At 55.7% G+C, this 26,026-nt stretch carries 30 protein-coding genes; 7 read left to right on the top strand and 23 right to left on the bottom strand.

Annotated features, from left to right (window positions below):
* The 9 genes from DFO56_RS21150 to fkpA all read right to left on the bottom strand — a co-directional run.
* A partial coding sequence (locus tag DFO56_RS21150; protein ID WP_016831079.1) for a GTP-binding protein occupies positions 1–176 on the bottom strand: 176 nt, incomplete at its 3' end.
* 70 nt (positions 177–246) lie between these two features.
* On the bottom strand, positions 247–2,361 hold the full coding sequence (fusA, locus tag DFO56_RS21155; protein WP_020455498.1) for an elongation factor G: 2,115 nt from the start codon (positions 2,359–2,361) through the stop codon (positions 247–249).
* 99 nt (positions 2,362–2,460) lie between these two features.
* On the bottom strand, positions 2,461–2,931 hold the full coding sequence (gene rpsG / locus DFO56_RS21160) for a 30S ribosomal protein S7 (RefSeq protein WP_007369802.1): 471 nt from the start codon (positions 2,929–2,931) through the stop codon (positions 2,461–2,463).
* Positions 2,932–3,028: 97 nt separating this feature from the next.
* Positions 3,029–3,403: a 30S ribosomal protein S12 gene (rpsL, locus tag DFO56_RS21165; RefSeq protein ID WP_003023654.1), complete on the bottom strand. Its 375-nt coding sequence runs from the start codon at positions 3,401–3,403 to the stop codon at positions 3,029–3,031.
* Between the two features lie 124 nt (positions 3,404–3,527).
* The gene (tusB, locus tag DFO56_RS21170) at positions 3,528–3,815 is read right to left on the bottom strand and encodes a sulfurtransferase complex subunit TusB (protein ID WP_045507925.1); all 288 of its coding nucleotides are present in this window, start codon (positions 3,813–3,815) and stop codon (positions 3,528–3,530) included.
* 7 nt (positions 3,816–3,822) lie between these two features.
* Entirely contained in the window at positions 3,823–4,182 is a 360-nt protein-coding gene (tusC, locus tag DFO56_RS21175; protein WP_045507922.1) for a sulfurtransferase complex subunit TusC, read from the bottom strand.
* Positions 4,182–4,568 carry a sulfurtransferase complex subunit TusD gene (gene tusD / locus DFO56_RS21180; RefSeq protein ID WP_020455501.1) on the bottom strand — a complete coding sequence of 129 codons (387 nt, stop codon included), beginning with the start codon at positions 4,566–4,568 and terminating at the stop codon, positions 4,182–4,184. The genes tusC and tusD overlap by 1 nt, the downstream gene beginning before the upstream one ends.
* Positions 4,568–5,290 carry a transcriptional regulator gene (locus tag DFO56_RS21185; protein ID WP_017459895.1) on the bottom strand — a complete coding sequence of 241 codons (723 nt, stop codon included), beginning with the start codon at positions 5,288–5,290 and terminating at the stop codon, positions 4,568–4,570. The genes tusD and DFO56_RS21185 overlap by 1 nt, the downstream gene beginning before the upstream one ends.
* Positions 5,291–5,449: 159 nt before the next feature.
* Entirely contained in the window at positions 5,450–6,322 is an 873-nt protein-coding gene (gene fkpA / locus DFO56_RS21190) for an FKBP-type peptidyl-prolyl cis-trans isomerase (protein WP_020455502.1), read from the bottom strand.
* Positions 6,323–6,559: 237 nt separating this feature from the next.
* Between fkpA and DFO56_RS21195 the strand changes: the two genes are divergently transcribed.
* Positions 6,560–6,778 (top strand): protein SlyX, encoded by a 219-nt coding sequence (locus DFO56_RS21195; protein ID WP_020455503.1) that lies wholly within the window; start codon positions 6,560–6,562, stop codon positions 6,776–6,778.
* A gap of 157 nt (positions 6,779–6,935) precedes the next feature.
* On the opposite strand, the gene slyD is transcribed toward DFO56_RS21195, so the two are convergent.
* The 4 genes from slyD to kefG all read right to left on the bottom strand — a co-directional run bounded on the left by slyD (position 6,936) and on the right by kefG (position 10,188).
* Positions 6,936–7,523, bottom strand: a complete 588-nt coding sequence (gene slyD / locus DFO56_RS21200; protein WP_017459892.1) for a peptidylprolyl isomerase — start codon at positions 7,521–7,523, stop codon at positions 6,936–6,938.
* Between the two features lie 94 nt (positions 7,524–7,617).
* The gene (locus DFO56_RS21205; RefSeq protein WP_017459891.1) at positions 7,618–7,818 is read right to left on the bottom strand and encodes a YheV family putative zinc ribbon protein; all 201 of its coding nucleotides are present in this window, start codon (positions 7,816–7,818) and stop codon (positions 7,618–7,620) included.
* Between the two features lie 10 nt (positions 7,819–7,828).
* Positions 7,829–9,634: a glutathione-regulated potassium-efflux system protein KefB gene (kefB, locus tag DFO56_RS21210; RefSeq protein ID WP_045507920.1), complete on the bottom strand. Its 1,806-nt coding sequence runs from the start codon at positions 9,632–9,634 to the stop codon at positions 7,829–7,831.
* Positions 9,634–10,188: a glutathione-regulated potassium-efflux system ancillary protein KefG gene (kefG, locus tag DFO56_RS21215; RefSeq protein WP_071925236.1), complete on the bottom strand. Its 555-nt coding sequence runs from the start codon at positions 10,186–10,188 to the stop codon at positions 9,634–9,636. The genes kefB and kefG overlap by 1 nt, the downstream gene beginning before the upstream one ends.
* A 166-nt stretch (positions 10,189–10,354) precedes the next feature.
* Between kefG and DFO56_RS21220 the strand changes: the two genes are divergently transcribed.
* Positions 10,355–12,259, top strand: a complete 1,905-nt coding sequence (locus tag DFO56_RS21220) for an ABC transporter ATP-binding protein (RefSeq protein WP_045507917.1) — start codon at positions 10,355–10,357, stop codon at positions 12,257–12,259.
* 26 nt (positions 12,260–12,285) lie between these two features.
* A complete protein-coding gene (locus tag DFO56_RS21225) occupies positions 12,286–13,230 on the top strand; it encodes a LysR family transcriptional regulator (protein WP_045507913.1) in 945 nt (314 codons plus the stop codon).
* On the opposite strand, the gene mdcH is transcribed toward DFO56_RS21225, so the two are convergent.
* From mdcH to prs, 10 genes are all read right to left on the bottom strand, one after another.
* A complete protein-coding gene (mdcH, locus tag DFO56_RS21230) occupies positions 13,214–14,116 on the bottom strand; it encodes a malonate decarboxylase subunit epsilon (protein ID WP_045507909.1) in 903 nt (300 codons plus the stop codon). The two genes, DFO56_RS21225 and mdcH, sit on opposite strands and share 17 nt — an antisense overlap.
* The gene (locus DFO56_RS21235) at positions 14,113–14,733 is read right to left on the bottom strand and encodes a malonate decarboxylase holo-ACP synthase (RefSeq protein ID WP_045507906.1); all 621 of its coding nucleotides are present in this window, start codon (positions 14,731–14,733) and stop codon (positions 14,113–14,115) included. Before DFO56_RS21235 ends, mdcH begins: the two co-directional genes overlap by 4 nt.
* A gap of 2 nt (positions 14,734–14,735) precedes the next feature.
* A complete protein-coding gene (locus DFO56_RS21240; RefSeq protein WP_020455509.1) occupies positions 14,736–15,695 on the bottom strand; it encodes an AEC family transporter in 960 nt (319 codons plus the stop codon).
* A 121-nt stretch (positions 15,696–15,816) separates the two neighbouring features.
* The gene (gene mdcE, locus DFO56_RS21245; protein WP_045507902.1) at positions 15,817–16,617 is read right to left on the bottom strand and encodes a biotin-independent malonate decarboxylase subunit gamma; all 801 of its coding nucleotides are present in this window, start codon (positions 16,615–16,617) and stop codon (positions 15,817–15,819) included.
* Positions 16,614–17,450 (bottom strand): biotin-independent malonate decarboxylase subunit beta, encoded by an 837-nt coding sequence (locus DFO56_RS21250; protein WP_045507898.1) that lies wholly within the window; start codon positions 17,448–17,450, stop codon positions 16,614–16,616. The genes mdcE and DFO56_RS21250 overlap by 4 nt, the downstream gene beginning before the upstream one ends.
* Entirely contained in the window at positions 17,443–17,742 is a 300-nt protein-coding gene (gene mdcC, locus DFO56_RS21255; RefSeq protein ID WP_020455512.1) for a malonate decarboxylase acyl carrier protein, read from the bottom strand. The genes DFO56_RS21250 and mdcC overlap by 8 nt, the downstream gene beginning before the upstream one ends.
* 9 nt (positions 17,743–17,751) lie before the next feature.
* Positions 17,752–18,609, bottom strand: a complete 858-nt coding sequence (locus tag DFO56_RS21260) for a triphosphoribosyl-dephospho-CoA synthase (RefSeq protein ID WP_045507894.1) — start codon at positions 18,607–18,609, stop codon at positions 17,752–17,754.
* Positions 18,609–20,264 carry a malonate decarboxylase subunit alpha gene (mdcA, locus tag DFO56_RS21265; RefSeq protein WP_045507892.1) on the bottom strand — a complete coding sequence of 552 codons (1,656 nt, stop codon included), beginning with the start codon at positions 20,262–20,264 and terminating at the stop codon, positions 18,609–18,611. Before mdcA ends, DFO56_RS21260 begins: the two co-directional genes overlap by 1 nt.
* Positions 20,265–20,472: 208 nt before the next feature.
* Entirely contained in the window at positions 20,473–21,963 is a 1,491-nt protein-coding gene (locus DFO56_RS21275) for a nicotinate phosphoribosyltransferase (RefSeq protein WP_045507890.1), read from the bottom strand.
* Between the two features lie 13 nt (positions 21,964–21,976).
* Positions 21,977–22,837 (bottom strand): ribose-phosphate diphosphokinase, encoded by an 861-nt coding sequence (gene prs / locus DFO56_RS21280; RefSeq protein WP_045507887.1) that lies wholly within the window; start codon positions 22,835–22,837, stop codon positions 21,977–21,979.
* Between the two features lie 195 nt (positions 22,838–23,032).
* On the opposite strand from prs, the gene DFO56_RS21285 reads away from it, so the two are divergent.
* The 4 genes from DFO56_RS21285 (at position 23,033) to DFO56_RS21300 (ending at position 26,003) form a co-directional block, all read left to right on the top strand.
* Positions 23,033–23,752 carry an NUDIX domain-containing protein gene (locus DFO56_RS21285; RefSeq protein WP_045507884.1) on the top strand — a complete coding sequence of 240 codons (720 nt, stop codon included), beginning with the start codon at positions 23,033–23,035 and terminating at the stop codon, positions 23,750–23,752.
* Between the two features lie 92 nt (positions 23,753–23,844).
* On the top strand, positions 23,845–24,864 hold the full coding sequence (locus DFO56_RS21290; RefSeq protein WP_045507971.1) for a hydrolase: 1,020 nt from the start codon (positions 23,845–23,847) through the stop codon (positions 24,862–24,864).
* The gene (locus DFO56_RS21295) at positions 24,861–25,079 is read left to right on the top strand and encodes a YheU family protein (RefSeq protein ID WP_017459872.1); all 219 of its coding nucleotides are present in this window, start codon (positions 24,861–24,863) and stop codon (positions 25,077–25,079) included. The genes DFO56_RS21290 and DFO56_RS21295 overlap by 4 nt, the downstream gene beginning before the upstream one ends.
* Before the next feature lie 54 nt (positions 25,080–25,133).
* On the top strand, positions 25,134–26,003 hold the full coding sequence (locus DFO56_RS21300) for a phosphoribulokinase (protein ID WP_020455521.1): 870 nt from the start codon (positions 25,134–25,136) through the stop codon (positions 26,001–26,003).
* Positions 26,004–26,026: the final 23 nt, after the last annotated feature.

The raw sequence follows: 26,026 nt of genomic DNA on the forward strand, positions 1-26,026 counted from the left end.
CGAGCTTTTTCTTCCGGCGCGTTATCGATCTGGTCGAATGCGCGAGCAGAACCACCGTAGGTTTTAGCCAGAACGGTAGTGATTGCAGCAGTCAGAGTAGTTTTACCATGGTCAACGTGGCCGATAGTACCGACGTTGACGTGCGGTTTTGTACGTTCAAATTTTTCTTTAGACACGGCTTTATTCCTTACTATAGTGCTCTCCCTCTTTGGAGAGAGCACGGGACTTTGGTTTTAACCCTGCGGCTTATTTACCACGGGCTTCAATTACGGCCTGAGCAACGTTGTTCGGCGCATCATCATACTTCAGGAATTCCATAGTATAAGACGCACGACCTTTGGTCAGAGAACGCAGCTGAGTTGCATATCCGAACATTTCAGACAGCGGAACTTCAGCGTGGATCTTAACGCCAGTAACTTCAGATTCCTGACCGCGCAGCATACCGCGACGACGGCTAAGGTCACCGATTACGTCACCGGTGTTCTCTTCCGGAGTCTCTACTTCAACCTTCATGATCGGCTCAAGCAGAACTGGTTTCGCTTTCTTAAAGCCATCTTTAAAGGCAATAGACGCAGCCAGTTTAAACGCCAGTTCAGAGGAGTCAACGTCGTGGTAAGAACCGAAGTGCAGACGCACACCGAGATCAACTACCGGGTAACCCGCCAGCGGACCAGATTTCAGCTGTTCCTGGATACCTTTATCAACGGCCGGGATGTATTCGCCAGGAATTACACCACCTTTGATGTCGTTGATGAACTCGTAACCTTTCGGGTTAGAGCCCGGCTCCAGCGGGTACATGTCGATAACAACATGACCGTACTGACCGCGACCACCAGACTGCTTAGCGTGTTTACCTTCGATATCGGTAACTTTCGCACGAATCGCTTCGCGGTAAGCAACCTGAGGTTTACCGACGTTCGCTTCAACGTTGAATTCACGTTTCATACGGTCAACGATGATGTCGAGGTGCAGCTCACCCATACCGGCGATAATGGTCTGGTTAGATTCTTCATCAGTCCATACGCGGAATGACGGGTCTTCTTTCGCCAGACGGCCCAGAGCCAGACCCATTTTTTCCTGGTCAGCTTTGGTTTTCGGTTCTACCGCAATGGAGATTACCGGTTCCGGGAATTCCATACGTTCCAGAATGATCGGATGATCCGGGTCACACAGGGTGTCACCAGTGGTCACGTCTTTCAGACCGATAGCAGCAGCGATGTCGCCAGCGCGAACTTCTTTGATTTCTTCACGTTTGTTAGCGTGCATCTGAACGATACGACCGAAACGCTCACGTGCAGCTTTCACGGAGTTCAGGATGGTATCACCAGAGTTAACCACACCGGAGTAAACACGGAAGAAGGTCAGGTTACCAACGAACGGGTCGGTAGCGATTTTGAACGCCAGCGCAGAGAACGGCTCTTCATCACTTGCGTGACGCTCAGCCGGAGTATCTTTACCATCGTCCAGGATACCGTTGATCGCAGGTACGTCAGTCGGGGACGGCAGGTAGTCAACTACCGCATCCAGCATCGCCTGAACACCTTTGTTCTTAAATGCAGAACCACAAGTTACCAGGATGATTTCGTTGTTCAGAACACGCTGACGCAGAGCTTTTTTGATCTCTTCTTCAGTCAGTTCTTCACCACCCAGGTATTTCTCCATCAGCTCTTCAGAAGCTTCAGCAGCGGATTCGATCAGATTCTGGTGCCATTCGTCAGCCAGATCCTGCATCTCAGCCGGGATATCTTCGTATTCGAAGGTAACGCCCTGGTCTGCATCGTTCCAGTTGATGGCTTTCATTTTCACCAGGTCAACAACACCGGTGAAACCTTCTTCAGCACCAATTGCCAGCTGCAACGGAACCGGGTTCGCGCCCAGACGGGTTTTGATCTGACCAACAACTTTCAGGAAGTTAGCGCCCATGCGGTCCATTTTGTTAACGAACGCAATGCGCGGAACTTTATATTTGTTTGCCTGACGCCATACGGTTTCAGACTGCGGCTGAACACCACCAACGGCGCAGTAAACCATTACCGCACCGTCAAGAACACGCATGGAACGTTCTACTTCGATGGTGAAGTCAACGTGCCCCGGGGTGTCGATGATGTTTACGCGATGCGGTTCATACTGCTTCGCCATACCAGACCAGAATGCAGTAGTCGCTGCGGAGGTAATGGTAATACCACGCTCCTGCTCCTGCTCCATCCAGTCCATGGTTGCGGCGCCGTCATGAACTTCACCGATTTTGTGGTTTACACCGGTGTAGAACAGAATACGTTCGGTAGTCGTGGTTTTACCGGCGTCGATGTGCGCACTGATACCAATGTTACGGTAGCGTGCGATGGGTGTTGTACGAGCCATTTGATTCCTCGTTTGTCTCTTTAGGCGTTCAGATTTAAGTTGCCAAACGGCGGGCTACTTGCTTGAAGCGCCCGCCATGTGACTAAAACTCCGAAGGGATTACCAACGGTAGTGTGCGAACGCCTTGTTGGCTTCGGCCATACGGTGAACGTCTTCACGTTTCTTAACTGCAGTACCTTTGTTGTCCGCAGCATCGGAAAGTTCGTTCGCCAGGCGCAGAGCCATGGATTTATCACCGCGTTTACGAGCAGCTTCAACGATCCAACGCATTGCCAGAGCATTGCGACGAACCGGACGAACTTCAACCGGAACCTGATAAGTAGAACCACCAACGCGGCGAGACTTAACTTCGACAGTCGGGCGCACGTTTTCGAGAGCTACTTCGAAAGCTTCCAGTTCATTTTTACCAGAACGCTGAGCCAGGGTCTCAAGCGCGCTGTATACGATTGCTTCTGCAGTAGATTTTTTACCGTCTACCATCAGGATATTGACAAATTTAGCCAGCAGTTCTGATCCGAACTTCGGATCCGGCAGAATTTTACGCTGACCAATAACACGACGACGTGGCATGGAAATACTCCGTTGTTAATTCAGGATTGTCCAAAACTCTAAGAGTTTAGTTTGACATTAAAGTTAAAACAGTTTGGCCTTACTTAACGGAGAACCATTAAGCCTTAGGACGTTTCACGCCGTATTTGGAGCGAGATTGCTTACGGTCTTTAACACCGGAGCAGTCGAGCGCGCCACGTACAGTGTGGTAACGAACACCCGGGAGGTCTTTTACACGACCGCCACGGATCAGGATCACGGAGTGCTCCTGCAGGTTGTGACCTTCACCACCGATGTAGGAAGTCACTTCAAAACCGTTGGTCAAACGAACACGACATACTTTACGCAATGCGGAGTTCGGTTTTTTCGGGGTGGTAGTATATACGCGAGTACATACGCCACGTTTTTGCGGGCATGCTTCCAGCGCAGGCACGTTGCTTTTTGCAACTTTGCGAGCGCGTGGTTTGCGTACCAGCTGGTTAACTGTTGCCATTAAATAGCTCCTGGTTTTAGCTTTTGCTTCGTAAACACGTAATAAAACGACCTCATATAATATGAGGACGCAGAATTTTATGGCTGTGCTTAAAAGGTGTCAAGAAATATACAGCGATCACACATTACCAATGCATCTGAACAGCGTTTTTCACCGTCAGGCTAACGAAATCAGTATAGCCAACCCTGACAACGCTGCTTGAAATTTGACCACCCAGACCGCGGGCATCGATATCTTCTTTCAGCGCGTGCACAGTTATGGGGGCGTTTAGCAATAACTCAACATAGCGCCCATTTTGCAAGGCCGCCGTTACGCCATCTGAAAGCAGCAGCAGATCGTCGCCGGGGCGCAGCAAACGGAGCATCGACGCCATATCACACTGCCAGGGAGAGCGGGACAAGGTATGCAGCATAAATGCCTCAAAAGGTCAGAACGACGGTGTAGCTATCGAGCTTTTCGCGCAGCGCGTCCGCTTCCAGGCGCTGAGCCGGCAAGACGAAGGTTGTCTCCTCGCCTAACCCACGTTCACGTAGCGAATCAGCACACAGCCAGCACTGTTCGATGTCATAAAGCGGCAGAACTTTAAACGTCGCGATGTAATCGCGCGCTAATACCGCATCCGGCCGCTGCTTGGCCAGCAACTGGAATACACCATCACCAATAAAAAACACGCCGATATCGTCGGTAAACGCAGAAGTCGCGAGCAACGCATCCAGCCCTTCGCGACCAGAAGAGGAGCCATGCGGCGCTGAAGTAAACACAAAGGCGATACGTTGCATCAGAATTGCACCACCCGATCGCAAGAGAGCGCGGCTTCCGCCAGCGCGCCAAGGCCGGTCAGTGAAAAACCGGCTTGCAGGTTTGCACCAGGCAGCGCCAAACGTTGTGCTTCGGCATCATCAACAACGCCACGACGCAATGCGGCGGCAACGCAGATATGCAGCTCGACCTGATGTTCCTCATGCAGGCGTTGCCAGGCGCGAACCAGGTCAAATTCATCACTGGCGGGCGCAGTGAGCGCATTGGCATTGCTCACCCCTTCGCGATAAAAAAAGACGCTGGCTAGTGTATGCCCGGCATCCAGGAGCGCCTGCGCAAACTGATACGCGCTGCTGGCCTGTTGCGTACCATACGCCGGGCCGGTGACCATCAGGGCAAAACGCATTAACGATCCTGTACGGAAAAATCGCCGCTTTTGAACTGGCGGATATAGAGGTAAACGGTGTGCTTGGAAATATTGAGGCGATCGGCGACCTGGTTGATAGCATCTTTGATATCAAAGATTCCCTTCTCGTAGAGGTTCAGTACGATCTGGCGATTCTTGGCGTTGTTGGAAACGTTACGATCAGCGTTGACCTCTTCAATGGTGAACTCCAGCGTTTGCATGACCAGATCTTCCACCGAGGAAGCAAAGTTCACCGAAGAGCCAACATCAGGCGTTTCCGGCGGCACAAAGGTGCTCATGATCTGTGAGAACGGCACATCAAGGTTCATGTTGATGCATAACAGGCCAATCACGCGGTGATCGCGGTTACGGATAGCAATAGTGACGGACTTCATCAGCACACCGCTTTTCGCACGCGTGAAGTAGCACTTCGATACGCTGCTGTCGGCACCGGTCATATCATGCAGCATGCGCAGGGCGAGATCGGTGATGGGCGAGCCAATTTTACGCCCTGTGTGTTCGCCATTGGCAATACGGATTGCGGAACATTTCAAATCTTGCAGGGAGTGCAAAACGATTTCACAGTGGCTACCAATGAGCATCGCTAACCCGTCCACCACCGCTTCATAGGATTTCAGGATATCGAAGTCGGTCTGATCGAAAGGACGTTGATCCAGTAAATCAAGCTCACTGGTTTCGTTGGTTAATAGCGACCTGGACATGAAAAAAAACACTCCTTTTCAGGAACCTGTCGTTATGTTTTCAGGGCAGGCTCAGTATTTATATGGGGATATAAATTAATACATCGTAGGTTAAGCTTTCCAGAATTATATCCCTGCTGCAAAAAAAAACGCCGCCCGAAGGCGGCGTTATTGCAAATTTTATTTCTTACTGGTGTCTGCGGCTTTCGCGTCTGCAGCTTTATCACCGGCTGCCGGAGCAGCATCTGCCGCCGGGGCGTCAGCTTTCGGCGCTGCGGCATCGGCTTTCGGCGCGGCCTTGATATCCAACAGCTCAACATCGAATACCAGCGTGGAGTTAGCCGGAATACCCGGAACGCCAGTTTTCCCGTAAGCCAGTGCCGGCGGGATAACCAGTTTGATCTTGCCGCCTTTCTTGATGTTTTTCAGGCCTTCAGTCCAGCCAGGGATAACACCATCAAGACGGAAAGAGAGCGGCTCACCACGGGTGTAAGAGTTATCGAACTCTTTACCGTCGATCAGCGTACCTTTGTAGTTCACAACAACCGTGTCGCTGTCTTTCGGCGCATCGCCGGTACCTTCTTTCTCTACTTTATACAGCAGACCGGTATCGGACGTTTTCACACCTTTCTCTTTAGCGAAGGTGTCACGGAAGGCTTTGCCTTTCGCTTCGTTGTCAGCAGCGTCTTTTTCCATGCGATCCTGCGCGGCAGTTTTCACACGGGTCTCAAACGCTTGCAGGGTTTGTTCGATCTCCTGGTCGCTCAGTTTGCTCTTATCGGCAAACGCGTCCTGAACACCAGCGATCAGCTGAGCTTTATCCAGTTTGATGCCCAGTTTTTCCTGCTCTTTCAGCGAGTTTTCCATGTAGCGGCCCAGCGAAGCGCCCAGCGCATAGGCGGATTTCTGGTCGTCATTTTTAAATGCCGCTTTGCTGTCAGCTGCTGCAGCCGGTTCTTTCTTTGCAGCAGCATCGGCAGCGAAAGAGATCGGTGCGTGAAGGGCGACGGCCATCGTGGTCGCCAGCAGCGTGACTTTAAACAGTGATTTCATCCATTTCTCCAGGGGCCGGGGCATCTCGCCCCAGGGTTAAACAAAAAGTAAGAGACGTACTATAAAGCGTTGCGGTGGAAATCAACATAAGGACACCACCTGAATTCACCTGTTTTCTGACTATTTTTGTTTAAATAAGTTTCTGCTTTTCTTTGCCAGAGCTGTACCTGGCGGCAAAGTTCAGTAAAATTCGCCCGTTTAATGAAAATCGGGCCGGACGCAATCCAGAGGTGATGTATGCATGAGTTAACAATAGAAGCGCGACTGGCGGAACTGGAAAGCCGGTTGGCTTTTCAGGAGAAGACCATTGAGGAATTAAACCAGACGGTTGTCGCCCATGAACTGGAAATGGCGAAGCTGCGCGAACATCTGCGGTTAATGGCAGAAAAGCTCAAAGCCAGCCAGCCTTCGCACATGGCCTCCCCTTCCGAAGAGACGCCGCCGCCCCATTATTAAGGCGTAAAAAAAGCGGGTTTCCCCGCTCATCACTAACGCTATGGATTTCGTGTTGCAGGCAGTCGGCAAACTTGAAAATCCCCGGGAGCACAGAAAACTATGCGACCGGGGTTTAAAAGCGAAGCCAACGCCCCTGCGACGCGAAAGACGACGCGTATTAGTGGCAGCCGCAGCCACCGTTACCGCCGCAACCACCTTTCCCGTGGTCATGGCCGTGATCGTGACCGTGGCCGCCGCAGCAACCGTCGTGATCGTGGTCGTGGTCATGATCGTGACCATGCGGACCGTGAACGTGGCCGTGAGCCAGCTCTTCTTCGGTTGCTTCGCGGATAGCGACAACTTCAACGTTGAACTTCAGATTCTGGCCAGCCAGCATGTGGTTGCCGTCAACAACAACGTGGTCGTCTTCCACTTCGGTGATTTCTACCGGTACCGGGCCCTGGTCGGTTTCCGCCAGGAAGCGCATGCCAACCTGCAGCTCATCAACGCCCATAAAGACGTCTTTCGGTACGCGCTGCACCAGGTTTTCGTCGTACTGACCGTAAGCGTCGTTCGCGCCAACAGCCACATCGAATTTGTCGCCGACTTCGTGACCGTCCAGCGCGTTTTCCAGACCAGAGATCAGGGAACCGTGACCGTGCAGGTAGTCCAGCGGCGCACTCACCGGAGACTCATCAACCAATACACCGTCTTCTGTACGTACCTGATAGGCCAGGCTGACCACCAGGTCTTTTGCTACTTTCATGATATCTCCTGAGCGTGGGAAAATTACTGGCGCAGATTGTAGCGGAATTCTGCACCCGTGTACCCTTTAGCTTAAAAAAAGCTGCCCGATCTCGCTAGTCCGGATGAAAAATGCCAATCACTTGCTCATCTTTGCGAACATGCTCGCGGGCTTCTTTATCCGCTTCACGCATCTGGTGCCCACACTTAACGCACTCAACAATATCAACATTATTCTCACGCCACATTGCCATTGAGTCCTTCGCCTGGCATGCCGGGCAAACCGCCCCGGCGATAAAACGTTTTCGTACAGCCATTCGATTCCCCTTATTCAAACTCGTCCCAGCCATCCAGCTGGCGACGCTCTTGCTGCATTTCACGCTGGAAAATCTCCTCCAGCTCGCGCCGCGCTTCGCGGACACGGGAAATTTGCATCGTATCGGTATGCACCGGCATCAGCTCGCGCAGCATACGCATATCTAAACGTTTAAAGTGCAGTTGCGCACGCTGAGCCTGATGCGGATGCATCCCCAGCGAAATAAGCGTCTTGCGTCCTAACTCCAGCGCACTGGAGAAGGTCTCGCGGGAAAACTGCGTCACACCGGCCTGCAGGAGTTCATGTGCTTCCACACGCCCACGGGCGCGAGCCAGGATTGCCAGGTTCGGAAAATGCTGCTGGCAAATCTCCACCAGCTTCATCGTATCCAGCGGGTCATTACAGGTGATGACGATCGATTGCGCCGCCTCCGCGCCCGCCGAGCGCAGCAGCTCCACCTGGGTTGCATCCCCGTAATAGACCTTATAACCATATTTACGCATCAGGTTGACGGCGCTGATATCGCGCTCAAGCACGGTAATGCGCATCTTGTTCGCCATTAACAAGCGGCCAATCACCTGACCAAAACGCCCAAACCCCACCACAATCACCTGCGGTTTGTCGTCTTCCACCCATGGAGTCTCATCTTCATCTTCCGGGGTGTTAAAACGCCGGGAGAGAAGTTTATCCACGCCACGCATCAGCAGCGGTGTGGTCATCATCGACAACGTGACGGTGACCAGCAGCAGCGCCATTTGATCGTTCTGGAACAAGCGCTGAGAAGACGCCGAGGAGAACAAGACAAACGCGAATTCACCCCCCTGGCTTAACACACCGGCGAACTGCATACGCTCCGAACTGCGCAAACCGTATATTCGCGCCAGCCCGTACAGCACCAGTGATTTCACCGCCACCAGTACTGCAACGCTCAGTACCACCCATAACAGATGGGTATAGAGCACCCCAAGGTTCAGCGCCATGCCAACGGAAATAAAAAACAGCCCCAGCAACAGCCCCTTAAAAGGCTCGATGGCGATCTCCAGCTCGTGGCGATATTCACTTTCGGCCAGCAACACACCGGCGATAAAGGTTCCCAGCGCCATCGATAACCCCAGCGCATCCATAAACAGCGCCGAGCCAAGCACCAACAGTAACGTCGCGGCGGTAAACACTTCACGCACGCCGGAACCGGCAATAAAGCGAAACACAGGCCGCAGCAAATAACGCCCGCCAATCAACATGCCCGCGAACGCCAGCACTTTCATGCCAACCTTCATCCAGTCGAGATGCTCATCACCATTGCCCGCCAGCAACGGCACCAGCGCCAGCGCCGGGATCACAGCTAAATCCTGAAACAGCAGCACCGAAAATCCCAGTTGACCGGATTCGCTGCGGTTCATGCCTTTATCGCGCATCAGTTGCAGCGCCATCGCGGTGGAAGACATCGCCAGGCCGATACCGCCAATCACCGCCGCCTGCCAGGAAAATTGCGTCAGCATCAGCAGCCCGGCGAGGATCGCCGCGCTCAGCAGCACCTGCGCCGCGCCGACGCCAAAGATGGAGCGCCGAAGCTCCCAAAGTTTTCGCGGGTTCAGCTCCAGCCCGATGATAAACATCAGAAACACCACGCCCAGCTCGGAGAAATGGAGGATTTCATCAACATCGCTGATAAACCCCAGCCCCCAGGGGCCAATCGCGATACCCGCAAGCAGGTAGCCGAGCACCGCGCCAATCCCTAAACGCGCGGCAAGCGGAACAGCGACCACCGCCGCAAAAAGAAATAACACACCGGCCAGTAAAAGCGCGGAACCTTCCATTAACGGCCTCCCACAGGCAACGGTGACGCCAGCCAGTCACCATACGCTTTGGCGTGACTCGCCAACTCCTGCGGCTGTTGCCGGCGCGCCCAGTACACAATAATCGGGCTTAACCAGTGCATGCGGCACATGGCGGCAGTCAGCTCAAACGGGCGCAAAATATCATTCATGGAGTAGCGGTTAAGCCCATCGTGGCGATACGCAGCCTCCGGTTCCCCGGTGGTGACCACGCTACGCCAATACTTTCCCGCGAGTTGGTTCCCGCCAATGCCGCTGGCAAAGCCACGGCTTAACACACGATCAAGCCACTCTTTGAGCAGCGCCGGGCAACTGTAGGTATATAACGGATGTTGAAACACAATGACGTCATGCTCACGCAGCAACGCCTGTTCATAAGGAATATCGATAAAAAAGTCAGGGTAACGGGCATAAAGATCGTGCACCGTGACATTTTGCAGCTGCGTTGCCGGCTTAAGCAAAACCCGGTTAGCCACCGAGTCCTGTGATTCCGGATGGGCATACAGCAGCAACACTTTCGCTGTCTGCGACATCATTCCCCTCCCGGGTGTCAAACTCTGGCGAGCGGCCTGTGGGCGCTGCCAGAATGATTTTGTCTATCATCTTCATTTTGGGCTACCATTGCGGCCCCGGTGCGTCTTTTGGCCGCACTCTTACATTATCATAATGACAAATTAACATAGTCTGAACATACGGCGCCTTATGATTGTTTTCTCCTCGTTACAAATTCGTCGCGGCGTGCGTGTCCTGCTGGATAACGCCACAGCCACCATTAACCCGGGCCAGAAAGTAGGCCTGGTGGGTAAAAACGGCTGCGGCAAATCAACGCTGCTGTCGCTATTGAAAAACGAGATCGGTGCCGACGGCGGCAGCTTCACGTTTCCCGGCACCTGGCAACTGGCATGGGTGAACCAGGAAACGCCAGCGCTGGATGAAGCGGCTATAGACTATGTAATCGATGGCGATCGCGAATACCGCCAGCTTGAAGCCGAACTGAACGCCGCCAACGAACGTAACGATGGTCACGCCATCGCCACCGTGCACGGAAAGCTCGACGCCATCGACGCGTGGACCATTCGCGCACGCGCGTCCAGTCTGCTGCACGGTCTGGGTTTCAGCAACGAGCAACTGGAGCGCCCGGTAAGCGACTTCTCCGGTGGCTGGCGTATGCGTTTAAACCTCGCGCAGGCGCTGATTTGCCGCTCCGACTTACTGCTGCTTGATGAACCGACCAACCACCTCGATCTCGATGCGGTGATCTGGCTGGAAAAATGGCTGAAAAGCTACCAGGGGACACTGATTCTGATTTCCCACGACCGTGATTTTCTCGATCCGGTGGTGGACAAAATTCTGCATATTGAGCAGCAAAGCCTGTTCGAATATACCGGCAACTACAGCTCGTTTGAGCGCCAGCGCGCCACACGCCTTGCTCAGCAGCAGGCCACTTATGAAAGCCAGCAACAGCGCGTTGCCCATCTGCAAAGTTTTATCGACCGCTTCAAAGCGAAAGCCAGCAAGGCGAAGCAGGCACAAAGCCGTATCAAAATGCTCGAGCGCATGGAATTGATTGCCCCGGCGCATGTTGATAACCCGTTCCACTTCAGTTTCCGCCCACCGGAAAGTCTGCCTAACCCGCTATTAAAGATGGAAAAAGTGAGCGCCGGTTACGGCGATCGCACCATTCTGAACGCCATTAAGCTCAACCTGGTGCCGGGTTCGCGCATTGGCCTGCTGGGGCGTAACGGCGCAGGTAAATCCACGCTTATCAAACTGCTGGCCGGTGAGCTGGCGGCGCAGAGCGGTGAAATCGGGCTGGCGAAAGGTATTAAGCTCGGTTACTTCGCCCAGCATCAACTGGAATTTTTACGCGCTGACGAATCGCCGTTGCAGCACCTGGCGCGCCTCGCACCGCAGGAGTTGGAGCAGAAACTGCGCGATTACCTGGGCGGCTTTGGTTTCCAGGGCGATAAAGTCACGGAAATAACCGAACGCTTCTCCGGCGGCGAAAAAGCGCGTCTGGTGCTGGCATTGATCGTCTGGCAGCGTCCAAACCTGCTGCTGCTCGATGAACCGACCAACCACCTCGATCTCGATATGCGCCAGGCACTGACCGAAGCGCTGATTGAGTTTGAAGGCGCGTTAGTGGTCGTGTCGCATGACCGCCACCTGATTCGCTCCACCACAGACGATCTCTACCTGGTGCACGACGGCAAAGTAGAGCCGTTCGAAGGTGATCTGGAAGATTATCAGCAGTGGCTGAGCGACGTGCAAAAACAGGAGAGCCAGCCTGCGGATACGGTAAAAGAGAGCGCCAACAGCGCTCAGGCGCGCAAAGATCAGAAGCGCCGGGAAGCCGAGCTGCGCACGCAAACTCAGCCGCTGCGAAAAGAGATTGCCCGGCTGGAAAAAGAGATGGAAAAACTCAACACCCAGCTTGCCCAGGCCGAAGAGAAACTCGGTGATAGCGGGCTTTACGATCAAAGCCGTAAAGCAGAGCTAACCACCTGTCTGCAACAGCAGGCGGCGGCAAAATCGGGTCTCGAAGCGTGCGAGATGGCCTGGCTGGAAGCGCACGAGCAACTGGAAGCCATGTTGCAAGGGGAGTAACACGCAACAACGCGGCGGGAGAGCTTATGAATCTGGATATCACCAACGACATTACGTTTCGCAAGCTGGGCATCTTCATGACCTTTATGGAAAAAGGCAATATTGCGCGCGCCGCCGAAGCGCTCAATCTCAGCGGCGTGAGCGTACACCGTGCGCTGCACACGCTGGAAGAAAATGTCCGTTGTCCGCTGTTTGCCCACAAAGGCCGTAACCTCATCCCGCTGCCTGCCGCGTGGACGTTGCTGGAGTATTGCCAGGAAGTGACGCAGTTAATGGAGCGTGGGCTGGATGAGGCGCGTAAAACTGCCGGCGTTGGCCAGGGGCGGTTGCGCGTTGGCACGCTCTACTCCCTGACGCTGGAAACCGTACCGCGGCTGATAATGGGAATGAAATTGCGGCGTCCGGATCTGGAGATGGATCTGACGATGGGCTCGAACCAAGCGCTGTTGCAGATGCTTGAGGAAGGCAGGCTCGACGCGATTTTGATCTCCATTTCAGAAAGCGAAATCGACCGCAACAACCTCGAAGTTCTGCCGCTGTTTCATGACGACATCTTCCTTGCCGCACCAGCGAGCGCCACGCTTGAAACCGATACGCTGGCCGATCTGCGCGACTACCGCACGCAAAAATTTGTCTCGCTGGCCGAAGGCTTCGCCACCTATGCCGGTTTTCAGGAAGCGTTTCATATTGCCGGTTTTGAGCCGGAAATTGTCACCCGCGTCAATGACATCTTCTCTATGCTGAGCCTGGTGCAGGCGGGCGTCGGCTTTACGCTGATACCGGGAAGAATGAAGAAAGTCTACGAAGGATCAGTGCAAATGTTGCGCCTCGCCGAGTCGTATCAAATGCAGCAGTTGATCGCCATTGTCTTTTCCCGCAATCGCGAGCGCGATCCCAACTTGCTGGCGCTGGCGGCGGAAGGCCGCATGTACGCCCGCAGCCTGCAAGAAAACATTACACCTGCACCCTGAGGCGATTCGCCAGATGTACCGCCACCTCCACACCGCTGCGCTCCAGCGAAATGCTTTCGCCGTTCCACGCGGCTTGCCGGGTCAGGCAGGTCAGAATACCGCCCGGCGGCATTTCAATCGCCAGCCGCGCGTCACGTTCGTTAGCGGCAACGACCGCCTCCTGCCAGCGCACGGTGCGCGCCATATTCCACGCCAGATCGTCAGCGATTTTCTCCGGCTGCCACAACACGCGCCCGGTGCTACCGCTTAAATAAGCGCACTGCGGGCGGCGAAGCGTCACATCTGCAAACGCCTGCGCCAGTTTTTCGGCGGGTTTTTCCAGCAATGCGCAGTGGGAAGGTACGCTGACCGCGAGGCGCTGCGCCTTGCTGGCCCCTTTTGCTAATGCCCGTTGCGCCACCTGCGCCATCGCCTCATCGCTGCCGGCAATAACAATCTGCGTTTCGGCATTGAGATTAGCGATATAGGCTCCGCTGCCTTCGATCAGCGTTTCCACCGTAGGCAACGTCAGCCCCATGATCGCCGTCAGCCCGTAACCGTGCGGATACGCCTGTTCCATCAAATCACCACGCAAGGCCACCAGGCGCAGCGCATCCTGAAAATCGAGCGCGCCGGCCACGACCGCCGCCGGATACGCGCCAATCGACAGGCCGCTGGTGATATCCGCTTGCACGCCCCGCCGCTGTAATTCGCGCGCCCAGGCGACACCGGCAATCAGCAGCGCCAGTTGAACCGCGCGGGTATGTTTTAGCGATTCGGCGGTATCGAGGGTGTCGATTTCCGCGCCCAGCAGGTCACGGGCCTGGTCCATTTCACTGCCGGGAAGCGCTTGTAACATTCCCGGGCGTTGTGTCCCCTGCCCCGGAAAAGTAAAGATGATTTTCATGAATCCTCCCTTTGCCACGGATCGCTCACCAGACGCGGCCCGTGGTTGGTTTTCAGCATCACCCGCCCGTCACGCAGCCACTCGGCTAAGGCAAAGCCGCCGTTCGGCGTTTCCACCTGGGTATCCGCCCGGCAAAGCCCGCCGCTAAGCTGCTGTTGCCAGCGGGCCAGATCGCGAGTGGAGAGCGGTTCTGGCGCGCGGATCAGCAAGTCGAGATCGCTGGTCGCATGGATAACCGGAATGCCGGTCGCCAGCGCATAACCGCTGCTGCCGGTCACTCCCCACGTCCACGGCCAACTAAACTGCGCCAGTTGCAGCGCCAGTTGTACCGGTGGCTGGGAGATAAACGGCGAACGCGGCAGTTCTTGTGGTGCGACCAGTTGTTCGGGTGAGACCACACGGATAACCTGTTCAGGCTTTACCCACCCCGCCGCGCGCTGGTCGCGGCGCAGGCCGCGCACGCCAACGGGGATGCGTCCGTTTTGGGCAACATCACGCCGCACCACCACCGGTAAACTGGCGTGCCAGATCTCTGCGACCCAGGGTTCGGTTACCCCTTCCAGCGCATCTTGTGCGCGAAGCCAGAGCAGATCGTGCGGGCGTAATGTTGCGGTCATGATTACATTCCTGAAGTCAGCGATATAAACAGCGGCAGCGACAGGATACAGAGCACAGAGCTCAACAGCAGCACGGCTTCTGCATCCGGCGATTGCACGCCAAAGCGGTTACCAAATACCACACCGAAGAAACCTGCCGCCAGGGCAATCATCAGGATAGCGGTGATTGCCACCGAACCGTGCAGACCCAACACCAGCACAATCCCCCACGCAATCGCTGGTTGGATCAGCAGTTTGGTGATGGTGGCAGAAATAACCATGGTGTTAATCGCCAGTTTTCTCGCCGAGAGGATCACACCGGTCAGGAACAGCGCCGCAGCCGTCGCAGCGAGACCAAGCGGTTTGATGGATGCCAGTACCAGTTCCGGCATTTTGATACCGATAGCGGAGAGCACCACGCCCAGCAGCGGCCCCCAGACAATCGGTTTTTTCACCGAGCGCCACATCAGTACCGGCAGCATGCCCAGCGTAGAACCGGTGTTATCACCCGCGGCTCGCGCTTTTTCACGCTCAAGGATCAGTAAGCAGAACGGCGTCATCAGCACGGAACCACAGGCGATGGAAACTGCAACGGAGAGCGATGTCGACGGACCTTCACCCAGCACGCTGCCCAGAATTGGCAGGCCGAGCGCGGCGTAGTTCGGTAGCGCGACAGTCAGCGTCAGTACGGCGGCATCCTGCGGCGATTTTTTGAAAACCGAGGTCGCCAGAAAATAGATGGCGGCATAGGTAATCCACATGGAGAGGGTCAGCACCAGAATCAGCGGTGATTGCGCGATGATCCCGGTCCACGGCGTCTGCACGGTAGCGCTAAACAGCGCAGCGGGCAGAGCAAAATCCATTACAAAGATATTCAGCAGGGAAACGTTTTTGTTGTCGACCATTTTGGCCTTTCCCGCCCAGAAACCCAGCAACATGATGACAAATATCGGTGCGAGGGCATGAACAATTACGTAAGTCATAAATCACCTGTAAGCCTTTAAAAGGAAAAGAAATAGCACTAGCGCGATGGTTATTATTTTCAGTAGCGCATGAGCGCGGCGTGCGCGCCCATGCGTTGCTATCTGGCAGGTTTCTTTTTACTTACCAGCTCGCTTTCATGCGTTCGCGCACAAGAGCGGAGCTGCGGCGGTTGTCGGCACCCAGACGGTTTTTCAACGTGGTGTCCTGACGAGCGTCGTTGATGGCCTGGTGCAAGGTGCTCTGCACCTGCGCCAGGTCGGCGTCTGACGGCGCGTCCGGGTTGCTGATGTTCAGCAGATCGGCAAGCAGCCCCAGTGTCGCGTAGTTACTGATGTCATAAGCCATCGGCGGAATGGTGGCCGCCAGTTCTTCCAGCGCCTCCACACTACGCAAGGTAATGCGCGCCGCCGACTCTTTGCCCATGGCGTGGATCAGCACACCGGCATCGTTAAAGGCGATCAGGCGGTTCGCCTGGTAGCCGTGGGCCAGAAACGCCCCGGACATCGCTTTACCGACGATCAAACCAATCACCGGATGCCCCGCCAGCCGCGCATTGGCGTAAGCCGCAGCCGCACCGGCTAGCGCCTGGTGAATACCAAAGGCTTCTTCACGACGACCATAGGCCTGGCTTGGCACATCAATCACCGCAATGATTGGGCGCTTCACGCTGTTGTTGGCATCGGCAGCAACGGTTTCGCTCACCACTTTCGCCAGCGTCCAGCCCTCCAGCAGACCAACTTCACCTTTTGCCGCACGCGGATAATGGTTGTTGGCATCCGGCACCACGGCAATGAAACGCACCGCTTCGCCATTAACCTTGCCATCGGCTGCCTGTACAGACGGGCACAGCCCGCTCAGACGTGTTGCATTCGGCGCCAGTTTTTCCAGCCATAACGCGCCGCGGCTTACTGTCGTACTCATGCTTTCCCCTCCCCGGCAAACAACGCGCTGATCTGTTCGGCATCCGCTTGTTTGCGGGTGTCGAAGTGGGTCAGACGTTGCAGATAATCGTCGTAGTTATCGGTGCGATGTTTGGCCGGTACGCCTTTGGCAATCGCCTCATTCATCGCCTGTTTCACCGCTTGGATGCCATCGCCGACCAGCGCATCCACCAGCCCGCTGCGATAACGCACTTCGCCGCCGGTCATGCTCCAGATAAACGGACGGTCGCGGGAGTCGTACTCTTCAATCCCGGCTTCCTGTTCGATAACCTGCGGGCCGTTCAGACCAAGACGGGCTTCGCGCGTCACAATCAGGTAGCTACAGAGCGCAGCGGCGATAGACATCCCGCCGAAGCAGCCAACCGTACCGGCAACGATGCCGATAACCGGCGTGTAACGGCGCAGGTCAACAATCGCCGCGTGAATATCGGCAATCGCCGCCAGTCCAAGGTTGGCTTCCTGCAAGCGCACGCCGCCGGTTTCGAGGCACAGCACCGCCTGAGTCGGGATGCCGTTACGGTTATCTTCCGCCGCCAGTTCAAGTGCCGCCGCCATTTTCGCGCCGGAGACTTCGCCCATGCTGCCGCCCTGGAACGCGCCTTCAATCGCCACCACAACCGCCGGCTGACCGTTGATGGTGCCTTTGGCGACCACCATGCCGTCATCGGCCTGCGGCACAATGCCCTGCGGGCCTAACCACGGCGAAATAATGCCTTCAAACGGATCCAGCAATTCGCGGTAGCTGCCGTCATCGAGCAGTGCCTGTGCGCGCTGGCGCGCTTTGAGTTCGATAAAACTGCGATCGTCACGCATAGCTCACCTCTTCGAATACCTGTTCGATACGGATGCGCGCCACACCGGGCGTCGCGCCGAAATCGTGGATCACAAGCTGGCCCGCAGGCAGCGTGCTTACCAGACCGAGACGGTTGAACAACGCTTCCCAGCGTCCACGGCTGTTATCCACGGAGGTGGTGATCTCAATTGTCAGTGTTTGCCCCTGGTCGGCGGTGAATAACACCTCCATATCCCCGGAGCCCACAACGCCCGCCAGCGCTTTACCGCGTAATGCGCGGCCAGCAGGCACGGTTATCGTAATGTGTTCCATAACTTCCTCTTAATTCGCTAAATAAGGCGTGGTCATGCGATCGAGAAACAGTGTCGCCGCGAGTAAATCTGCCGCGCCGCCCGGCGACGCGTTCAGCGCCAGCATCCGCGCATCCAGTTCGGCTAACGCTTGCTGACCGGCCTTCGACGCAACGCCCCCGGCTTGCAGCACCGCACTCGCCCCCTGGCGCATCGCATCCAGCCCCTCCAGACCCGCGCGGGAAAGCACACAGGTATCGCTGAGCGAGGTCATGATGGCCATCAGCGCATCAAGCCTGGCCTGCGCTTCGTTGCTGCCGCGCTGGCGGCTGTGCTGCAACTGTGGTAGCGCCAGCTTGATGATGTGCGGAAAGCCTTGTTGCGCCTCCTCACGTGCGCCCGGCACCCGGTAACGGTGCGTGGCGCGCAGCCCTTTACTGAAGAGCTTCGGCGCAGCGTCATCCGGCAGTTGCGCCAGCTTCGCGGCCGTGGCGGCAATCGCCTGTGCCGGTGCGCTACCGCCCAACATGGCGACCGCGCTCACCAGCAGCCCCAATGCCCAGATCGCACCGCGATGAGTATTCACGCCACCGGTGGCCGCCATCATCTGCTGCTCACCTTCCCGACCTAATCGCCCAATGGTTTGTCTGAGCGCCACATCCGCTGGCCGCCGCCAGCTTTGTTGCGCCAGCGCCTGAAACGTGGGGGTCAGGCTATGCGCGGAACGCTCCATCAGTTCGAGCGTTAAATCGTGATGCGCGCCGTTCCCCCGGCTGTCCACCAGACCGGGCTTCGGGCTTAATCGTGCTTCGTCAATCAGACACAGTGTGGCGGTTCGCGCCAACCATTCGGCACCGCCTTCAGCGTCAATCCGTGGCAGAAGTTTCATTACCAGCTCCGGAATTTCGCAGGTGGGTTGTACAGCCCGCCGGACCACTCCACCAGATCCGCTACGCTGCTGGCAGCCAGCAGTGAACGGGTGGCGTCAGTGCGGCGAATGCCCATATCTTCCGGGTAGACCACTTTGCCGCTCTGGCGAAGCTGGGCGACACGTTTGGCGTCAACGCCCAGACCGATATCGGTGATCCCCGCCACCGCCGCGACCATCGCCCGGCGCTCTTCAAGGCTTTCAGCGCGATAGAGGTAAGCAATCCCCTCCTCGGTCAGCACGTGCGTCACGTCATCGCCATAAATCATTACCGGAGCCAGCGGCATGCCGGAGGTTTTCGCCACGTCCACGGCGTCGAGTTTTTCCACGAATGTGGGTTTCGCACCGGCCTGGAAGGTTTCCACCATCTGCACCACCAGTTTTTTACCGCGCTGCATCGGGTCAGGTTCGGTGATCATGTTCAGCCAGGCCGGTGTTGCGTGGCGGCGACCGTGCGGGTCATGGCCCATATTTGGCGCACCACCAAAGCCTGAGAGACGACCGCGCGTCACGGTCGAGGAGTTTGCCAGGCCATCGACTTGTAACGTCGAGCCGATAAACATATCGACCGCGTACTGACCCGCTAACTGGCAGAACGCGCGGTTGGAACGCATGGAGCCGTCGGAACCGGTGAAGAACACGTCCGGGCGGGCACGGATGTACTCTTCCATCCCCAACTCGCCGCCGAAGCAGTGCACACTTTCCACCCAGCCGCTTTCAATCGCCGGGATCAGCGTCGGGTGCGGGTTCAGCGTCCAGTGTTTGCAGATTTTGCCTTTCAGGCCGAGCTGCTCACCGTAGGTCGGCAGCAGCAATTCAATCGCCGCGGTGTTAAAGCCGATACCGTGGTTGAGCGACTGCACCTGATGCTCGGCGTAGATGCCTTTGATCGCCATCATCGCCATCAGAATGTGTTCTTGCTTGATGAGGCGCGGGTCGCGGGTAAACAGCGGCTCGATGAAGAACGGTTTGTCGGCGACCACTACGTAGTCGATCCAGGAACCGGGGATATCAACACGCGGCAGGTCACATTCGTCATCTACCAACTCATTGACCTGGGCGATAACGATGCCGTCGCGGAAGGCGGCGGCTTCCACCAGCGCCGGGGTATCTTCCGTACTTGGGCCGGTGTAAAGGTTGCCTTTGCGGTCCGCTTTATAACCGGCAATCAGCGCCACATTCGGGCACAGATCAACGTACAGGCGGGAGTAAAGTTCGATGTAAGTATGGATCGCGCCGATTTCCAGCAGGCCATCTTCCAGCAGTTGCGAGATGCGCAGACTCTGGGTGCCGGAGAAGGAGAAATCCAGCTTGCGGGCAATGCCCTTTTCAAAAATATCCAGATGTTCGCTGCGCCCAACGCTCGGCATAATCATATGCAGGTCGTGGACTTTCTGCGGATTGACTTCGGCAAGTGTTCGCGAGAGGAAATCCGCCTGTTTTTGGTTGTTCCCTTCCAGCACCACACGGTCGCCCGGTGCAATCAGCTTTTCCAGCATGGCGACAAGGTCGCCGGTCGGCAGTACCTTGCCCTGCACGGGAATGGACGCCAGGCGGCGCTGTTTCTCGCTGCGCCGCGTGTTCCATACCTGTGCTGGCGTTTGCCCAGATAACATTATTAACCTCCTGATTCAGCTCATCATTTTGACTTGCTTAACACTGATCTCAGTGTGCGCCGTGATGAGAAAGCCATCAATTAAGGAGGCGGCTAAATCATTAGCCTGAGAGTAATAATCAAATGAAAGTAATTGTGATGTGCGTCAATTTCGACATCGAAAGAAAGGTTTATGGCGCTGGCGGTACGAGCGTACCGCCAGCTGAGGATTAACGCTGGTTCGCCAGGCGCTGGCGAATCTGTTCAAAATGTTCGGTCTGGTAGAGCTTGCCGTCGAGGAAGCGGGTTTTCAGCTCCCCGCCTTTTTCCTGCTCCCAGCTCTGCTCATCGTGCAGTTGCAGTTCGCCTTGCGCATCGCGATCCACGCGCAATAACCCGCGCGCCGAGCGTTTCAGGCCGTTATCGGTTTTCGGCTCTTTAAAGATCATCCGTCCTTCACCATTGACCGCGCCCCAGGTCGCTTTCATCGCAAAACCAAAGGTGTCACGGGTGTTGTACTGATAGGTAAACGAGCCGACGCCGAACACCACGTTAGAGCTGGCGAAGCCTTTGGCCTCCAGACGGCGCAGGATCTCATTGGCGCGCGCCAGGGTAATGGAGTCGCCGTAAATCAGGCCGACATGCGGATCCAGCACTTTGTAACCCTTCTCATTGACCGTGCCGCCAAAGATTTCCCACAGTACTTCGACCGAGCCTTTCTCCTCCGGGCTACGTTCTGCCCGCGTGTCATCATCCGCGCCTGTACCACAAAGGATTTCTACCGGATCACCGCTGTCCGGACGGAACACCACGCGCCCGTCACGGCCCAGAATGATCTGTTTCAGTTCGCGGGTATATTCCGTCAGTACGCGCCAGTAGTCCCAGGTATCGGACACGATAGAAACAAATCCCTGCGGGTAGATGTCGGCAATCAGACGGCGGAACGTTTCGATTTCGTGGTCGTGTTCGCCCATGCACATCACGCTGTGCTCGGTCGCCGGAATGCTGGCACCAATAAAATACGCATCCCCATCGGTATAGTGATCGCGGGCATACAGCAGTGAGGGAATGCTGTCGGTGCCTTTAAAACTCAGTAAATGCCCCGCACCCGCCTGCGCCGTATCGTGCAGGCCAGCCATGCCGCGAAACGAGAAGTCGTGGCACTGGAAATCGAGGTGCGACAAATCCGTGCAGGTCTTTGCTGCCCATTGTTCGCAAATTTTCCGGTAGTGGTGCGCAATGGTGGCATTGGTGGAGGCTTTCCACAGCTCGGCGGAAAGCACCGTTTCCAGGTAGTTCACCAGCCAGAAAAACTCCTCGCGGGTATTGGTAATGGTCAGAACCGGCACTTTCATCGGCACTTTGCTGCCTTCATCCAGCGATTTAATGTGCAGCGGCAGATAGCCCAAACGGTGCAGCGCGCGAATGTGATCGACCGCCACGGCGTCCCTGCCGAGATAGTTATCCATCACCTGCTTGTATTCGTTAACGACTTCCTCTTCCGGGCGGGCAAAAAAGCCGTCGTTGAACAGATCGACCATAAACCACTTCAGGAAACCCTGCAGACCAAAGAACACCAGCTTGCCGTCGGCTACCGGCGACTGGAAAAAGCGGTCGCTGCGCGGCGTGAAATTGGAGTAAACCTGCGTTGTCCCCTGCGGGTACTGCACGCGGTGTGAAACTTTGTAACCGTCGATAGCCAGAATCGGATTGATATTCATGATGTTGTCTCCCTCAGGCGCGAAAAATAGCGTCAATGTCGATCAGTTCAACTCGCGGATCCGCAAGCGCAGGCGAGGTGAAGGATGTGGTGGTGTAAATCGCGTCGATACCGTTATTGAGCAGGTTCTCTACCCCTTTGGAAAAGACACCGTGCGTGACATACAAGCTAACGCTGCGGGCGCCGGCATCGCGCAACACCTGGGCTGAACCAATAAATGTGCCGCCTGCATCGCAAAGGTCGTCAACAATCAGCACATCTTTTCCCGCCACATCACCGGCGACCAGCGCAAACCCAGTCAGGTTTCCGGTGGCGACATCACGCTCTTTAGTGAGGATCGCGTACTCTTGCGCGCCACTGGCTTTTGCCACGTTATGGATTTTCTTCAGCGCACCGGCATCCGGCGCGACCAGCATCAGCTCGCCTTTGCCAATGGCACGACGCAGGGTTTCGCTCTGCATTAAGCAACTTTCCTGCGCAATGACTACGCAGTTAGTGATGGCTGCGGCAGCGGCGTCGCTGTGCGGGTCAAGTATAAAAACTTTGTTGAAATTGAGTGTGTTGAGGAAGTTGGCGAAAACTTTCAGCGCGGAACTGTCGCCGGGCACCATATGCCTGTCCTGACGCGCCCATGGCAACCACGCCAGCTCCAGATGGCTCACTGTGATATCGGCGGCGTGACGAACGGCGTCGACCAGTTGTGCCAGCAGCATAAAGTCGTTCATATCGCGCATCGCCGCAACACGCACCCGCATCTGCTGGCCAAATGAAGGAAGTTTACCGGTCACTTTGAGCCAGACAGCTCCGTCCGGAAAAACGCCATGGCTCAGTGCAACCTGCTCGTTATCAATGAATAATTCGATTCTGCTCGCCATCTTTCACCTCGACGCAATGGTTAATGTCCCTTGGACACTTTTAATATTGTCGATAAGACACTTATTAGGCAAGTATTTTTTTGTCTATTCATAAATTAAACAGTTAACCCTTTCAAAATTAACCAGATAAAAGTTAACTTGCCGCACCAGGGCAGGCTGATAAACTTGTGGCGTGTAAAAAGGAGCGAGTAAGCGATGATCAGTGAAGCAGAGTATCTGAAAACGTATGATGCCAGCCGTTTCCCCTCACCGCTGGTGACGGTGGATAGCGTGCTGTTTACGCTGCATCAGCAGGTGCTTTGCGTGTTATTGGTTCAGCGAGCCAGCCAGCCGCAGCAAGGGCGCTGGGGATTACCCGGCGGATTTATCGATATGGCGCAGGATGATTCCACGCGCGCCACGGCGCTGCGCAAACTGACGGAAAAAACTGGCGTTTCCCCATCGTGGCTGGAACAGCTGGATACCTTTTCCGGCCCGCAGCGCGATCCGCGCGGCTGGAGCCTGACCATCGCCTGGTTTGCGCTGATTTCGTGGGTCTCCTGCGCGCCGCATATCGCAAGCGTTAGCGATGCGAAATGGGTGCCGGTGAGTGAGCTGGATGCCATTGAACTGGCTTTTGATCATCGGGCAATTATTCAGGCGGCGCTGCACCGGCTGCGGCAGAAAACCATGTATTCGTTACTGCCGGTTTACTGTTTGCCAGAGAGCTTTACCCAGGCGCAATTGCAGGAAGCGACGGAGATAATCCTTGGTCAGCCGATTCAGCGTAAAAGTTTGATTCGCCGCTTTGAAGCCTCCGGCATGTTTGAAGAGACCGGCGAAAGCGTGGCGACCGGCGCGCGTAAAGCGCGTTTATGGCGGCGCAAACCTGGCGTCGACATCCATCTGTTTTCGCGGAATTTGCTAACAGATTAATGCCCGATCGTGCTAAGTCCCGTAAAATGAACAAACGGAATGCCCTTGCGCGGTTATAGTTGTCCCATACCTACTCTATTTTTTTCTGTGTTATGGCTGAAATCACACCTTCACAACTTTCGGAAATTGCAGATGATACGCATGACTTTCGCCCGATGCGCGGCGTGCGTAACCCGCATTTGCAGACCATGCTGCCACGGCTGATTCGACGCCGCCTCCAGTTTGAACCCTGGTGGCAGCGCCTTGAGCTGCCGGATGGCGACTTTGTTGATTTGGCATGGAGCGAAGAGCCGAATCAGGCGAAACATAAACCGCGGCTGGTGGTTTTCCATGGACTGGAGGGCAGCCTGCACAGCCCATATGCGCATGGACTGGTGCATGCGGCGAAACAGCGCGGCTGGCTTGGCGTGGTCATGCATTTTCGCGGCTGTAGCGGCATCCCGAATCGTCTGAACCGCATTTATCACTCGGGCGAAACCGAAGATGGCACCTGGTTCTTGCACTGGTTACATCAGGAATTTGGGCCCGCGCCAACCGCAGCGGTGGGTTATTCGCTCGGCGGGAACATGCTCGGTTGTTTGCTGGCAAAAGCCGATGACGACTTGCCCGTCGATGCGGCGGTGATTGTCTCTGCTCCGTTGGTGCTGGAAGCCTGCAGTTATCATATGGATAAGGGATTTTCCCGTGTTTATCAGCGCTATTTGTTGAATTTGCTGAAAGCGAACGCCGCGCGCAAATTACGCGCTTATCCTGGTTCGCTGCCAACCACCTTGCCGGCGCTGCGTAAGCTGCGCCGTATTCGCGAGTTCGACGATCTGATCACCGCGAAAATCCATGTTTTTGCCGACGCGCTGGATTACTATCGCCGCTGTAGCGCGATGCCGGTTTTGCCGGATATTCGTAAACCGACGCTGATTATCCACGCGAAAGATGACCCGTTTATGGATCACAATGTGATCCCGGATGCCGGACATTTGCCGGCGAATATTGAATACCAACTGACGGAACACGGCGGCCATGTCGGGTTTGTTGGCGGAACCTTGCGCCACCCGGAAATGTGGCTGGAAAAGCGTATTCCGGATTGGTTATCCGCTTACCTGGAAAGACGATGATTATTCCCTGGCAAGAGATTGACGCGCAGACGCTGGACAATCTGATTGAGAGCTTTGTCTTGCGCGAAGGCACTGATTATGGTGAACATGAGCGTTCACTTGAGCAAAAGGTCGCCGACGTTAAACGGCAGCTGCAACGCGGCGAAGCCGTACTGGTGTGGTCGGAACTGCACGAGACGGTCAATATCATGCCGCGCGGGCAGTTCCACGACTGAACAGGTACATGGCGGCTGGCTATACTGAAATAATCGTTTATTCAGGGAGTTGCTATGTCCGCCAAACATCCGGTTATCGCCGTTACAGGCTCCAGCGGCGCGGGAACCACCACCACCAGCCTCGCCTTTCGTAAGATCTTCGCCCAGCTCAATATGCACGCGGCAGAAGTGGAAGGGGACAGCTTCCATCGCTATACCCGCCCGGAAATGGATATGGCTATCCGTAAGGCCCGCGATCTTGGGCGGCATATCAGCTATTTTGGCCCGGAAGCCAATGATTTTGGCCTGCTGGAACAGACGTTTATCGAATATGGCCAAACCGGCAAAGGCCAGGCGCGCAAATACCTGCATACCTACGATGAAGCCGTTCCCTGGAACCAGGTTCCAGGCACGTTTACGCCGTGGCAACCGCTGCCGGAGCCGACCGATGTGCTGTTTTATGAAGGTCTGCACGGCGGCGTGGTAACGCCGCAAAACGATGTCGCGCGTCATGTGGATTTGCTGGTGGGCGTGGTGCCGATCGTCAATCTGGAATGGATTCAAAAACTTGTCCGCGATACCAGCGAGCGCGGGCATTCGCGGGAAGCGGTAATGGATTCTGTCGTGCGTTCGATGGAAGATTACATCAATTTTATTACGCCGCAGTTTTCCCGTACGCACATTAACTTCCAGCGCGTGCCAACGGTGGATACGTCCAATCCGTTTGCCGCGAAAGGCATTCCCTCACTGGACGAGAGTTTTGTGGTGATCCATTTCCGCAATCTGGAAGGGATTGATTACCCGTGGTTGCTGGCAATGCTGCAAGGCTCGTTTATCTCGCATATGGATACGCTGGTGGTGCCTGGCGGAAAAATGGGGCTGGCGATGGAGTTGATTATGACGCCGCTGGTGCAACGGCTGATGGAAGGTAAAAAGATCAAATAATGCAGAAAGCCCGGTGGTGTGCT

The organism is Kosakonia sp. AG348 (assembly GCF_003337365.1).
In the GTDB taxonomy this organism is placed as follows: domain Bacteria; phylum Pseudomonadota; class Gammaproteobacteria; order Enterobacterales; family Enterobacteriaceae; genus Kosakonia.